Genomic DNA, 13702 nt, shown 5'->3' with positions numbered 1-13702 from the left:
GGTGTCGCGCGATATCGACCCGGACGAACGCGACGCGCTCGTGACGATTGCCCACGGTGCCGTCGTCACCTCGGGAGCCGTTTCGGCACAGCGAGCCCTGTCGACGGCAACCGAGTTCGTCCTCACGCGCGGGCTCGGCCCGGTCACCTACGGGGTGTACGCGCTGGCCTGGCGGATCGCCCAGGTCCTGTCGCGCCTGGTCACGTTCGGAAGCGTCCCCGCACTCCAGCGGTTTCTCCCCGCGGCCGATGACGCCGCACAGCGCTCTCGCGTGACCGGATTGGCCTACGTGACGACGATCGGCTTCGGGAGCGTCATCGCGGTCAGCGTCTGGCTACTCGCACCGCTGATCAACGAGCGCACCGTCACCGAACCGGCGTTCACGCCGGCGATGCGGCTGTTCGGGCTGCTCGTCGGACTGCTCGGGCTCGTGATGATCGTCGCGGCGATCTTCCGGGCGATCGGCTCCGCGCGCGGAGAGGTGCTGTTCAACAAGCTCTTGCGACCGTCAGCCCGTCTCGTCGGCGCGACACTCGCACTGGCGCTGGGGTATTCGGTCGTCGGCGTCGCGGGTGCGATGGTCGTCTGTATGCTCGCGTTAGTCGTCATCGGGGTCCCCGCGTCGACCCGGTCGACCGGAATCGTGCCACGAGTGCACGGGATCCGTAGCGAGGCACGACGGTTCTACAACCACGCTGGCCCGGTCGCGATGAGCAGCCTCGGAAAGGTGTTCCAGAACCGGGTCGACATCCTGCTGGTCGGTGCGCTATTGACGGCTGTCGACGCCGGGACCTACAACGTCGTGCTCGTGTTGATCTCGATCACCTGGATCCCGCTGTTGTCGTTCAACCAGTTGTTGCCGCCGGTCGCGTCTGATCTCTATGCTGACGATCAGATGGAGACACTCAACGCCGTCTACTCCTCGGCGACGCGGCTCATCGTGACGACCGTCCTCCCCTTCCTCGCCGTGCTCGGCGTCTACGGAGAGCAGTTGCTCGCGGTCTTCGGGCCGACGTACGCACGCGGGTACGTCCCGCTGGTCGTATATCTCGGCGGCGTGTTCGTCGGCAGCGCCGTCGGCGCAACCGGGTGGTTGCTGATGATGACCGACCACCAGTACGCCCGCATGCTCTTGGACTGGATACTCGCCGTCCTGAACGTGGCCCTGACGTACGCGTTCACCGTCAGGTTCGGACTGGTCGGTGCGGCGCTGGGCACCTCGCTGGCGATCGCCACGCAGAACGGGCTGCAGGTGCTGTTGCTCCGGCACTTCGAGGGGCTGTTCCCGTTCGATCGGACCTTCCTGAAGCCGCTGGTCGCCGGCAGCGGTATGATCGCGGCGATGCTCGCCGTGCGAGTGTCGCTGTCCGGCCTCACTGCCATCGCAGCCGGCACACTCGTCGGACTCGCGAGTTATATGTTCGGACTGGTCGTGCTCGGCGTCGACCCGCGAGATCGACTCGTCATTACGGAACTGGCGGCTCGGTATCGCGAGGCGATCGCAGGGACGTTTACGCGATAGAACGCCCTACGCTTCGATTTTCTTGTAGTCGATGTACTCGCCGCCGCGGAAGTCCTCGAGCAGGTTGATCGCAGCCGTCGTGCCCTCGCCGACGGAGACGTTGACCTGGCGCTGGCCACCGGTGAGGTCACCGGCAGCGTAGACCCGGTCGACGCCCGTAAACTGGTCCTCGTCGACGTCGAGGTACGACCCGTCCCGCGGGATGCCGAGCATGTCGGCGATGTCCGCGCCACCGGCCGCGCCGAGCGCGACGAACAGCCCTTCGAGTTCGATGACGTCACCGTCATCGAGTTCGACGCCTTCGACCATCTCGTCGCCGACGATGTGGTCGACGGGTTCGGTGATGATCTCGATCTGTTCGTCCTGTAGCTGTTCCTGCAGCACGTCGTCCATCTCCAGGTCGGTGCCGTTGGTCAGCACGCGGACGTCGTCGGTGTAGTCCAGCATCATCATCGCTTCCTTGGCGGCGTAGTTGCCCGCACCGACGATGCCGACCGGCGAGTCCTGATAGAAAAAGGCGTCACACTCGACACAGTAGGAGACACCCTTGCCCTCGTAGTCGTCGACGTGGGGGATCGCCGGCGACTCGTAGGACGCGCCCGTCGCGAGGATGATCCCACGGGCTGTGTACTCGTCTGCTTCAGTCTCGACGAGGTACCCGTCGTCCGCTTCGGCGACTCGGACGACCTCCTCCTCGACGATCTCCGCGCCGAATTTCGTGGCCTGCTCCTGTCCGACGTCGACGAGTTCCGGGCCGGTCGCACCCTCCGGGAACCCGTAGACGTTCTCCATGAAGTCAACATTCTCCGTCGTGCCGTCTCCCTTGTCGAAGATCAGCGTCTCCTGATCCGCCCGCGCCGTGTACACTGCAGCACTCGATCCCGCGGGCCCACCGCCGATAATAGCTACGTCGATCATTGTATGTATAACACAATTCTATTCAAAGTTAAATCACTCGGTCCATGTGAGTGTGGCCCGCCCGTGGCCGGTATATCGGCCGGTATTGGTCATGTTTATCGATAACATACTGCAGTTATCGGATGGATTTCGGCGCTAGTATTGTTCCCGATTGAAATTCTAGCTTCGGCCCCACTCGCTGAATCGTTCGCGCTCGTCGTCGGAATGGGCTCGAACCCACAGCTGTCCGATTCGGGAGAGTCGAGTCCGGTAGGACTTGCCGTGTGACTCCTGTTCGATGTAGCCCTTGCCGCCGGGGCCGAGCCGATCGACGTTGTACAGCACTTTCGAGCGGAAGCTGTCGGTGTACTCCTCACCGAGTTCCGTCGCCAGTTGCTGGGCCAGTTCGGAGACCGATTCGAACTCGTCGTGTTCGCCGAGGGTGAAGAGGATGACTTCCTCAAAGGGTTTGACGTTCGAGAACGACGCCACCGGAAGTTCGACGACGTAGCTGCCGTCAATCTCCTTGGCACCGATGGTCGTCCCGCGCTCGTCGAACTCCGCGAGCAGGTCCCGGGCGCTCGTGAGCCACTCCTCCACCCGGTCGTCGTCAAGCTCCCGACTGAGATCGGTCACCAGGTCGATCCCCTCGCGCAACTCCTCGGCCAGCTCAGTTTCGAGGTACTTCTCGGGAGCCGTGTAGTAAGTGTGGATCCGGTCGCGGTCGCCCTCGCGTTCGACCATAATGGAGTTGGCGGCCGTCGCGAACGCAAAGGAGACCGGCCGGGGCATCGCGGAGATGTTGACCCACACTTCCGTCTCAGGACTGTGATCGAGTTCGGCGTTGATCAGGGCGTAGGCCTCCTCGAAGGCCGCGTCGTAGTCGTAGACGTCTGCGAGTGAGATGCGTTCGGTTTCCGCCCCCAGGAGGCTCTGGAAGTCGGTCTCCAGTTGGGCAGCCAGCTGCTGTGAGTATTCGACATTGGCCTCGCTGCCGACCGCGCCCTCCAGCAGAATCGCCCGATCGACGTCGAGCTGCTCGCGCACCAGTGGCGCGATCAACCGGTCGTAGTCGAATCCGACCGGGACGATGTGGGTGTGCATGTCGAGTGAGTAGCGTGGCCGGTCGTAAAAAGTATATTACTCCGCGTCGGTCGCCCGTGAAGTACCTCGGGGACAAGCCCCGAGGCTTCCCTGTTTAGGGTCGGCACCGCGCCCGGCAAGGGAATTTAATTCCCTCCGACCTTCCCCAGTGAAGGGGTCGGCTGGAATTCACACCCGAACACACCGCGTGTGTCCGTGGAGGTCGGTCGCTCCACTCGACCCGTTGAAACCCCCGTCTCACGCCCAATGGACCGTGTTGAGAGGGGCCACGTTTCCAAATCTGCGACACGGCCAGCGCGGAATTGAGGTCTGCAACTCCGCCTTTAGAGGGTGTTCTCTGACCGTTACAACCACGTAGTATCTCTGTTGTATTAATTGTTTGAATTACTGCACGGGTGACGGGCTTCACCCTCGGGGTCAAGTCGTCCGAGAATCTTCGATTCTCGTGATCACGGAAATCTTTGATTTCCGGATGACCCCGAGGCACTCGCCCTACTCTGCCTGTAGATTGCTGAACCGGCTGGCGTTTTCTTCGGGTGCGGCGACGGTAGCCAGGGAGACGCTCACGGTAAGTATCAGGCCCAGGACCATTCCGACGATCGAGGCCGACCACCCGCCGAGATACGACGACGGGACGACGGGCACGAAGACGCTGGCGAGGTAAAACGTCTGACTGCCGAGCACGCCCGAAAGCATACCCTTGCGGGTCGTTCCGGTCCAGTACAGCGCCACGATCACTGGCAGCGCGAGCTGTGCGAACCCGCCGAAAGCGGTGTCACCGATCTCCACGAGCGTCCCGGGCTGGAACAGGCTCGCGACGAAGGTGAGAGCGGCAAAGAGTGCGACACCGACCCGGGCCAGCAGATCCTCCCGACGCTGGGTGGCTGTCGAGACGACCTGCCGGTAGATGTCCCGCGTGAGATAGGACGATCCCGACAGGAGCATCGAGTCGCTGGAGGACATCATCGCGGCCATCGCGCCGGCGACGACCAGTGCTGCGAACCAGCCGGGCGTGAACTCGTTGAGCAACAGCGGGAGGACGTTGCCGTCCGCGGGCGAGATCCCATAGCCGGCGGCCCAGGCGCCGAGCATAAACGCGGGGACGAACAGCAGGATGACGAGCACCGGCCACAGCGCGAAGGTCCGCTTGAGCACCATCTTGGACTCGGCGACGAAAAACCGCTGGTTGACCTGCGGGAACATCGACACGCCGAACGCGATCGAGACGGCCGTCGAGATGACGTACTGTGGCGAGTACAGTCCGCCCCCGAGCGCGAGGAACTCCGGATCGGTGCTCGCGAGTTTGCTGGTCGCCGCGGTCGGTCCACCGACCGCTGCGAGAACCCAGACGAACGCCCCCCAGACCATCACGAGCATAAAGAGTCCCTGCAGGGTGTCCGTCCAGGCAACCCCACGCATCCCTGCAAGGGTCACGTAGACGATCATAAACAGAGTGATCCCGCCGGCCCCGACCCAGTAGGGGACTGCACCCTCGGTCAGGGCAACCAGCGCCGTACCGGCCCCCTGTTGCTGGAGCATGACGTAGGGAAACAGCCAGAAGATGCTGACGGCCGCAACCAGCACCCGAAGTGCGGTCGATCCGAACCGATCGCCGAGCATCTGCCCGAGCGTGAGATACCCCTCCCGCTGGCCGAGCAACCACTGTTTGTAGCCGATCACGTACCAGAGGACGGCGAAGAGCACGCCGTCCATCAAACCCATTACGAGGATCCACTCGGGCCCTGACCCGGCCGATATGTTCGGCCCCCCGAAGAAGGTGAACGCCGACAACAGGGTCGCAAAGGTCGTGAACAGCAACACGACCGTTCCGAACGTTCGACTCGCCAGGTAGTAGTCCTCGGCGGTGCGGTCGGTTACCCGATACGCCAACAGTCCGACTACAAGCGCAATCAGGAGATACGCGGTGATGATCCCGAGCTGGAGCGGTACGTTAGCCACGGTTCTCACCTCGCTCGACGCCGAGGCCCCACGCTCGCTGCGTGAAGACGTAAAAGACGACGCTTGCCAGACCGAGCCAGCCGACGTGCCACCAGATCCAGACCGGTAACCCGGCGATGACCGCGTCAGAGCGCCACATGAACCACGGCACAGCCAGCGCGATCAACACGAACGCCACCGTGCCCCACAGTGCGATCCGTACTCGTTCGGTCACGATTGGCTGCATTTACTACTATATCCCCTTAACCGTTACTACTGGCCATCAGTCTTCGATTTTGAAGAGTTATTTTGATCAATCATCACGGCCGCGTGTATTCGACTCTCGACAGGCATTTGCGAATGGATCTCGTACAGATAGACCGTCCATGCGCTCAGTCATGGCATCATCACCGGGTCCGAGGACCCAGATCATCAATGCAGGATTCATCCAAATACCTCATACATGCACAGATCACCGCCGACGGGGTGGTAGAACGGAGTGACGTCGTCGGTGCGATCTTCGGACAGACAGAAGGGCTGCTCGGCGACGAACTCGAGATTCGCAACCTTCAGGAGTCAGCCAAACTCGGTCGGATCGACGTCGAGATCGACTCGGAGAAGGGGCAGTCGGTCGGCGAGGTGACGATCGCAAGCGGCCTGGACCGCGTCGAGACCTCGATCCTAGCGGCGAGCCTGGAGACCATCGACCGCGTCGGGCCGTGTCGAGCGACCTTCGAGGTGACCAGCCTCGAAGACGTCCGACAGGCCAAGCGCCGCGAGATCGTCGAGCGGGCCACCGAGCTGCTAGAGCGGTTCGACGAGTCGGTGCTCTCGAGTCAGGAACTCGTCGAAAAGGTTCGCCGGCAGGCCCGTGCCGAGCGAATCACCGACTTCGAGGGCTATCCCGCCGGACCGCGCGTCGCCGACAGCGACGCCATCATCGTCGTCGAGGGGCGTGCGGACGTGATGCAACTGTTGCAGTTCGGGATCAAGAACGCCGTCGCCGTCGAGGGGACGAACGTCCCAGACGCGGTGGCCCGTCTCACCGACGAGCGAACGGTGACGGCGTTTCTCGACGACGATCGCGGCGGCGAGCTCATCCTGCGCGAACTGGCGCAGGTCGGGGATGTCGATTACGTCGCGTTCGCCCCCGGCGGTAAATCGGTCGAGGACCTTTCCCGCGAGGAAGTCATGACGGCACTCCGGGAAAAGGTCGCTTACGACGAACTCGACGATATCACAATCGACGGCGAGCGACCGGCGGTCGCGGACGGTCCACAACGCGACACAGCGGCGACCCAGTCGGCGACGAACGACGAGTCCGAAGACGCCCGCGACGTAGCACCGGATGCCGAGTCGGCTCACGACCGGCCTGACGGCACGGAGAGCGACGACACCGAGGACGAAGCCGACAACACCGAGGCCGAAGCTGACAACGCAGAGACCGAAGCCGACGACAGCCCGACCGACGACGAGCGCGAGCGGACGCTCGGGGATCACATCGCGCACGTCATCGAAGACGGCACCGGCCGGACGCGACTGCTCGACGACGGCCTGAACCCGATCGACGAGCGCGACGCCGGCCAGGCATTCGACGCCATCGCCGACGCCGAGACGGCGCCCGTGACGGTGCTGGTCGACGGGGCAGTCGATCAGCGCGTGCTCGACGTGGCCGCCCAGCGCGGCGTCAGTCAGATCGTCGCAACCGCGGAAGGGGAGTTCGTCAAAAAGCCGACGTCCGTCCGCCTTCGCGTCGTCTCGTAGTCGCCGGCCACCGATCCCGCGGCTACCTCGGTCGGCCCCGGAGTCACCGTCCGTCACAGTCGTTTTTCGTAGACGATTCCGTCCGCGTCGTCGTAGTTGTCCGGCGCTCGCTCGACCGCCTCGAACCCCAGACGCTCGTAGAATTGCCGTGCAGCCGTGTCGTCGGCACGCGCCGTGAGTCGCACGGCTTCGAAGCCCCGTTCGCGGAACCGATCGGCTGCGGCGCGCACGAGCGTCGAGCCGTACCCCTCGCGCTGAGCCGACTCCGCGACCGCGAGTTCCGGCACGTAGACGCGACGGTCGCCGACGATAGCCAGCAGGTAGCCGACGACAGTGCCCGACTCGACGGCCACCAGTCCGAACAGCGGCCCATCGAGGGCGGCCGTCAGCACGTCCGGACTGGGATCGGACAGAACAGACTCCTGTATCCGCCTCAATCGACTCTGGTCGTCAGATCGGATTTCGCGGATCGTCGTCATCGGTTACACCGCGATAGTGCCTGTCGTGATTGCCAGCACCCCGGCAGCCAGACCTGCCACGAGCGTCGCCAGGAAGTTGACGCCCTGATTACCCACGAACCCACCCTCCACAGTCGCACCCAGGACGCTATCGACGGTCATCCCGACGAGGCCGGCGGCGACGACGACGCCGATACCGACTGCCCCGAGATCGAACGCCACCGCCCCGATTCCAGCGATCAGCGCGGCACCCGACAGGCCGGCCAGTTCGCCCTGCCAGGTCACGCCGCCGTCGGTGCCCGGTTCGACCACCTCGAACGTCGTGATGAGCCGGGGATCGTCGTACAGTCCGCCAATCTCGCTGGATAGGGTATCGCTCATCGCGGCGGCGACCGCCCCGGAGAAGACGAACAGGAACAGGCCCTCGGGAACGGCCCCCATCCGCGGGGACGCAGCGTGTGCGATGACCGCGAACAGTGCGACGACCGAGTTCGCGAGGACGTTCCCGCTTCCCCGGGCACCCTCGTTCGGTTCGGCGATGCCCCGTTTGACCTTCCGGTCGTACCGGAGTTTCGCGGACAGCCCGCCAAGACCGAAGAAGGTGATCAACATCGCGAACCAGCCGACGTCGCCGACGACCAGCGTCAACAGGCTCAGCAGGACGCCGGTGAGCATCCCCGGAATCGAAGCCGTCTCCAGCGCGTAGGAGACGTATCCGAGCGCGATAGTCACAGCAAGCGCGGCGGTGATCCCGGTCGCGGAGACGGCGATCGACAGGTCGGCGAACAGCCACAGCAGCAGACTGATCGCGAGCAACACGACCGGGTCGTCGCGCTCGAACAGCATCGAGCGGACGAGCGCACCGATCAACGCGCCGGTCGCGGCCAGGAACACGACCCGCGGGAGAGCAGTCGGGTGATTGAGAATCGCAGCCGCGGCGAGATACCCGCCAGTCCCGGCCAGCAGGCTCCCCGCGACGAACGCCGTCATTGCGCCGAACGGCTCGACCCCTCGGTCGCGAGCCGCGTGGGCGGCGAGGTTCCCACCCGAGAGGACAATGACGCTCGCCACGAACGCCGGGATCGAGAGCCCGGCATACGTTCCGAACGCCGAGAGCACCGCGATCGCGAGTGCGAATCCGGCCAGTCCGTAGAGACGGCCGTCCCGTCGGTCGCCGGGCCGGGCGAACAGCTCGAAAATCGCGCTGTCATCGGAGAGCGCAAGTGCGACGGCGGCGATCGCCAGAAACGGCGCGCCAGCGGCGACAGTTGCCACTGGCCGGGAAAACAGGCGGTCCATCAGTGGGACCGCAAGCGACAGGGCTCCGACGAGGGCGAACGCGCCGGCGCGCCGGACTGTCGATGTCACGCTACCGTGCGTTTCCCCGAGAGATACTTACCCTTTCCGAACCGGTCGACGATCCGGAGGGCTTTATTTCACCGGCCGACGATCCATCCGTGTGGGCCTGTACGATCGGTACCTCGCCGCGCGAATCCGCTGGAGCGATGCCTCGCTCCCCGAATCGGTCGCCGTCGTCCTCACCGAGCGGGATCTCCTCGAAAAGGGCGCCTACGAGACGCTCGAACGGAGTTTCGACTGGGTGTTCGAGTACGGTGCCGACCACATGCTCGTGTACGTCAGCGTGCTCGACGCGGAGGCAGTGCCGACGCTCCGGACACAGATCGGCGACGTGGATACGCCCCGGCCGATCGCCGTCCGCGGTCCCGACGACGACGACCAGGCCGACGCGCCGATCCAGGTGAGCATCGGCCTCGGCGGTAAACACGAGTTCGCGACCGCGGTTCGCGGACTGGCCGAAGAGGTCGCCGACGGGCGGCTCGACCCCGACGACGTCGACGAATCCGAGATCGAGAAGCGACTGGTCTTCCCGACGGCCCCGGATCTGGTGGTCAAGACCGGTGCCGAGCGGCTCTCTGATTTTATGATCTGGCAGTCCGTCTATTCCGAACTGTACTTCACGGACGTCAACTGGCGTGACTTCCGCAAGCGCGACTATCTCCGGGCGCTGCGGGACTATCAAACCAGACAGCGGCGATTCGGCCGGTAGGTCGACCCACTGACCGCCCCAGTGGCGCGGGCGAGCCACGTGACACGGGTGCTTTTGTCCGACCCGGCCCGAGCAGGCCGTATGGACGTACTCGGCGATCTCGTACACCCAGAACGCGGCACCGACGAGTTGTGGATCCACCGGTCGGGACCGCGGAGTCGCTCCTGGAGCGGCGAGCAGTTCTGTGTGGAGGCCTGGAAGGCGGGCAACCTGTTGCGCCACTACGGCATCAGAGAGGGGACAACTGTCGGGCTCTTCGACGGTTCCGATCCCGAAAGCTCCGACGAGGCCCCGAACGCGCAGGCGATCATCGCGCTGTTCGGCGCGTGGACGGTCGGCGCGACCGTCGCGGTCGACCCCGCGTCGCTGGACGGGCTGGACGTGCTCGTCGGTCCAGCCAATCGGCTCGAAGGCCGCGAGTTGCCGCCCGGTTGCAAGGCGATCGGGTACGGTAGCCGGCCCGAGGATCCGACGGTCGCACACTTCGAGGGCGAACGCTGGAGCGAGAACCCAGTCCAGTTCCCTGCCGACGTGGAACCGACAGATCCAGCGCTGCGAGCGGGGGACAGCGAGCGGACACACGCCGAACTGCTGGCGGCAGGACGGCGCGTTCGCGAGGCGTACGGCATCGAGTCTGACGATCGAATAGCGCTGTCGGCGTCGCTGTCCGACTCCGGAGCGATCATCGCGGGAATACTCACCCCGCTGCTGGCAGGTGCGACGATAACGCTCGACGGCGAATCGACAGTGACAGTCGCCGAACGGGACGGCGCGATCCGTCCGTCAGACGTTCAAACCTCGGAAATCTAGTTCCGCGGGCGGACGTAATTCGCGAGCGTGACCAGCGTTCCCAGGAGCCAGCCGACCGGCACGGCGATGCCGAACCACATGCCGACGTAGGCGACTCCCTCCAGTTCGTAGTTGTTCCAGAGGTAGTCGTTGAGACCGCCGATCGTCAGGACGTTCTCGAGCAGCCACTCCGCGAGCGACTCGCTCTGGGGGAAGATGTAGCTCGCGACGGCTTCGGAGTACAGGCCAGCGACGACCGGCGGCAGAAAGATGGCCGTGATCGCCAGCGGATAGGAGAGCAGGACCGTCGACGCGCGACCGCCGATCCGGCTGGTGACGACCGCGAGGGCGGCGGAGACGGTCGCGACCAGGCCCGCCGCGACGACTGCGATGACGCCGGTTGGGCTCATCTCGAGTTGATACCGTGCGAGCACCGAGAGCGCGCCCCAGACGACCACCGAAAGCACGACGACGCCAGCAATTCCGATCCGCGTGACTGCCGAGTCGAGCTTGCCTGCCTGATAGCGAAGTACGTAGCCGAAAAGCACCAGCGGATACAGCAGGCCGACAATCGGTGTCCCAATAGCCCCCCATAGTCGATACGCGATGCGGCTGCCTGTCGTCTGGGGTCGCCACTTGCCCAGTACCGTCTGCTCCGCGTCTAGCTGGCGCGGATAGACCAGTTCCATCCAGGTCTCGTGGAGGCGCTTGAGATCGATCCGGATCGCCCCCGCGATCCCCGTCTGATTTGGGGCCGACATACTCACTGGTTCTGTTGCCCGCTGGTTAATAGTTGTAGGTTACGGACGCACGGGCGATCGTGGCCTCACCAGGGGGCGAATCCGGGATCGACCTTCCGACGCGTCCGATCGACGTTCGAGATCCGTTCGAGATCCGCCTCGTCCAGTTCCAGCGACAGGCTCTCCCAGTTGTCCCTGATGTGGGCTTCGCTGGTCGCTTTCGGGATCGCAGTCACGTCGTTTGCACGCAGCCACGCCAGGCTCACCTGGGCCTCGCTGACGCCGTGTTTCTCCGCGATCTCACTCAGGACGTCCATCTCGAAGACATCACCGCGAGCCAGCGGCGAGTACGCCACGATCTCGATGTCGTGTTCGTCGGCGTAGTCCCGCAGTTCAGTCTGCTGGAGCATCGGATGAGTCTCGACCTGGTTGGCGAAAATCGGCGCGTCCAGCTGCTCGCGAGCCGCGTCGATGTGGCGCGGCTCGAAATTGCTGACGCCGATGTTTCGGATCGTCCCCTCGTCGTACAGTTCGTCGAACGCCTCCAGCGTCGCCTCGGGCTCGTAGGTCCGTGACGGCCAGTGGACGTACAGCAGGTCGAGGTAGTCCGTCCCGAGTCTATCGAGGCTCTCCTGTGTGGTTTCGAGGACGTCCTCGTAGTCGAGGTTCGAGATCCAGACTTTCGTCGCGAGGAAGATATCCGCTCGATCGACGTCGGCAGCGGCGATCCCCTCGCCGACGGCGTCCTCGTTACCGTATGCCTGTGCCGTGTCGATATGTCGATACCCCATCTCCAGGGCAGTGCGGACGCTTTCGGCACACTGATCGGGGTCCTCGTTCTCCCAGGTGCCGAGTCCGAGCATCGGCATACCCTTGGTGGACGGCACGCTCTCCGGTGTGAGTTCGCTTGATGACATCAGTTGCACTACGGGCTCTATCATTTAAGGGGTTCTGAAGCGTGGGTTTCGATACCACAGGGCGCGTGGATCCATCAGATGATCGACAGCCGGGAGCGACGGCCCGCTAGTATTTCGGCTCGGCCCCGACGTGCTCGTAGAACCGATCCATGAACGCGTCGCGATCGCGACGCCAGTCCGGGAAGTTCGCCGGCGTCTCGGGATACCGCTCGTAGATGGACTTGAGTTCGTCGGCCATCGCGTTGACCCGATAGGCGTCGTACAGCGTCCGCCAGTGACCGAGCGTCGAGAGCGCCAGCCTGGCCTTTCCGAGCAGGCCCATCGAAGCCGTCCCCTCTTTCCCGAGTACGTCGATGAGTTGCTGGGCCGGCAGCGACGCGATGACATCAGTCAGTTCGTCGATCGAGTGGGCCGTCCCGAAGATGTTGTACAGGTCCATCGCGGCGAAGCGCTTGCCGAAATCCGTCTGCACCCGGTGGTTGTACCTCCAGAGGGTCGCTTCGTCGACCGACTCCTCGACGACGGCGTCGGCGGCGACCTCCCCGGCCCAGTGGCCGGCCTTCGCCGCGCCCGGGATGCCACCGCCCGTCGTCGGGTTGACGTGCGCAGCAGCGTCACCGACGGCCAGATACCCCGGCGCGACAGCCGAATCGTAAGGTCGCCGGGTCGGAAGTGCCGCCCCGAGTTTGTCCTCGACGGTCGCATTCGCGAACTCGGGTTTCGCACCGAGATCCCCTCTGAGCGTCTCGACCAACTGCATCGGCTCCTCGGTCATCTGAAAGCCGAGACCGACGTTGATCTCCCTCTCCGTCCGGGGGAAATACCACAGATAGCCCAGTTCCTCGGTCGGCTTGAACACCAGCGCGTCGTCGTAGTCGACCGGCTCGTCCACCGAAAGGACCTCACGGTAGGCCGAACAGAAATGCGTGTAATCGACGTTCGTATCGAAGGTTGCCGCCCCGAAGTCGGCCCTGTCCTGCAGGATCGACAGCGCACCGGCCGCGTCGATGGTCACCGGAGCCTCGTACCGCGTTTGTATCCCGTTTCGCGTCGCGACGACGCCCTCGACCACGCCGTCGGACTGGATCACGTCCTGGACGACGGTGTCATACTGGATCGTTACGCCGGCGCGGTCGGTCTCTTCGAGCAGGACCTCGCCGTAGCGCTTGCGGTCGACGATCGCGCCGGACTGACCGCCAAAGGAATACTCGATCCGTTCTCCGTCGGGGAGTTCGAACAGTGCACGCTCGATGCCGTCGTTGGTGAACGACTCCGCGCGGAGATGTTCGCGGTCGATCACGTCGGGGAACGTGTTCGCACCCTTGATCGCGTCGCCACAGGCGATGTGTCCGGCCTCGGACTCGGATTTCCGTTCGAGAAGCACGACGTCAAGCCCCTCACGAGCGGCGGTCGTGGCGGCGAACGTTCCGCCGGTCCCACCCCCGACGACGATCACGTCGAACTGTTCGGTACGCATCGCTGACTCGTTTTCCGTGACGTGCCAA

Annotated in this window: 13 protein-coding genes; 4 read left to right on the top strand and 9 right to left on the bottom strand. The window is 64.4% G+C overall.

Annotated elements, in window-relative coordinates:
- Position 1: 1 nt before the first annotated feature.
- A complete protein-coding gene (locus HSEST_RS05600) occupies positions 2-1522 on the top strand; it encodes a lipopolysaccharide biosynthesis protein (RefSeq protein WP_229122706.1) in 1521 nt (506 codons plus the stop codon).
- A gap of 6 nt (positions 1523-1528) precedes the next feature.
- Here the strand turns inward: HSEST_RS05600 and HSEST_RS05595 are convergent, their stop codons facing one another.
- The 4 genes from HSEST_RS05595 to HSEST_RS05580 all read right to left on the bottom strand — a co-directional run bounded on the left by HSEST_RS05595 (position 1529) and on the right by HSEST_RS05580 (position 5696).
- Positions 1529-2440 (bottom strand): NAD(P)/FAD-dependent oxidoreductase, encoded by a 912-nt coding sequence (locus HSEST_RS05595; RefSeq protein ID WP_229122705.1) that lies wholly within the window; start codon positions 2438-2440, stop codon positions 1529-1531.
- Between the two features lie 159 nt (positions 2441-2599).
- A complete protein-coding gene (locus HSEST_RS05590; protein WP_229122704.1) occupies positions 2600-3523 on the bottom strand; it encodes a DUF6293 family protein in 924 nt (307 codons plus the stop codon).
- A 492-nt stretch (positions 3524-4015) separates the two neighbouring features.
- Positions 4016-5482, bottom strand: a complete 1467-nt coding sequence (locus HSEST_RS05585) for a sodium:solute symporter family protein (RefSeq protein ID WP_229122703.1) — start codon at positions 5480-5482, stop codon at positions 4016-4018.
- Positions 5475-5696: a DUF3311 domain-containing protein gene (locus tag HSEST_RS05580; RefSeq protein WP_229122702.1), complete on the bottom strand. Its 222-nt coding sequence runs from the start codon at positions 5694-5696 to the stop codon at positions 5475-5477. Before HSEST_RS05580 ends, HSEST_RS05585 begins: the two co-directional genes overlap by 8 nt.
- A 200-nt stretch (positions 5697-5896) precedes the next feature.
- Between HSEST_RS05580 and dnaG the strand changes: the two genes are divergently transcribed.
- Positions 5897-7225 (top strand): DNA primase DnaG, encoded by a 1329-nt coding sequence (gene dnaG / locus HSEST_RS05575; RefSeq protein ID WP_229122701.1) that lies wholly within the window; start codon positions 5897-5899, stop codon positions 7223-7225.
- A gap of 53 nt (positions 7226-7278) precedes the next feature.
- Here dnaG and HSEST_RS05570 read toward each other — a convergent pair whose 3' ends face one another.
- Together HSEST_RS05570 and HSEST_RS05565 are read right to left on the bottom strand one after the other, a co-directional pair.
- On the bottom strand, positions 7279-7704 hold the full coding sequence (locus HSEST_RS05570) for a GNAT family N-acetyltransferase (protein ID WP_229122700.1): 426 nt from the start codon (positions 7702-7704) through the stop codon (positions 7279-7281).
- 3 nt (positions 7705-7707) lie between these two features.
- Entirely contained in the window at positions 7708-9051 is a 1344-nt protein-coding gene (locus HSEST_RS05565; RefSeq protein WP_229122699.1) for a DUF92 domain-containing protein, read from the bottom strand.
- Between the two features lie 91 nt (positions 9052-9142).
- Between HSEST_RS05565 and HSEST_RS05560 the strand changes: the two genes are divergently transcribed.
- Together HSEST_RS05560 and HSEST_RS05555 are read left to right on the top strand one after the other, a co-directional pair.
- Positions 9143-9751: an undecaprenyl diphosphate synthase family protein gene (locus HSEST_RS05560; protein WP_229122698.1), complete on the top strand. Its 609-nt coding sequence runs from the start codon at positions 9143-9145 to the stop codon at positions 9749-9751.
- Between the two features lie 81 nt (positions 9752-9832).
- Entirely contained in the window at positions 9833-10561 is a 729-nt protein-coding gene (locus HSEST_RS05555) for a hypothetical protein (protein ID WP_229122697.1), read from the top strand.
- Here the strand turns inward: HSEST_RS05555 and HSEST_RS05550 are convergent.
- The 3 genes from HSEST_RS05550 to HSEST_RS05540 all read right to left on the bottom strand — a co-directional run bounded on the left by HSEST_RS05550 (position 10558) and on the right by HSEST_RS05540 (position 13674).
- Complete coding sequence (locus HSEST_RS05550) at positions 10558-11301, bottom strand: hypothetical protein (protein ID WP_229122696.1); 744 nt, start codon at positions 11299-11301, stop codon at positions 10558-10560. The two genes, HSEST_RS05555 and HSEST_RS05550, sit on opposite strands and share 4 nt — an antisense overlap.
- 65 nt (positions 11302-11366) lie before the next feature.
- Positions 11367-12197, bottom strand: coding sequence for an aldo/keto reductase (locus HSEST_RS05545; RefSeq protein WP_418886534.1), 831 nt, complete (start codon positions 12195-12197; stop codon positions 11367-11369).
- Between the two features lie 106 nt (positions 12198-12303).
- A complete protein-coding gene (locus tag HSEST_RS05540; protein ID WP_229122695.1) occupies positions 12304-13674 on the bottom strand; it encodes a geranylgeranyl reductase family protein in 1371 nt (456 codons plus the stop codon).
- Positions 13675-13702: the final 28 nt, after the last annotated feature.

This window comes from Halapricum desulfuricans, assembly GCF_017094465.1.
Taxonomy (GTDB): domain Archaea; phylum Halobacteriota; class Halobacteria; order Halobacteriales; family Haloarculaceae; genus Halapricum.
This window is presented reverse-complemented; position numbering and strand designations above follow the sequence as displayed.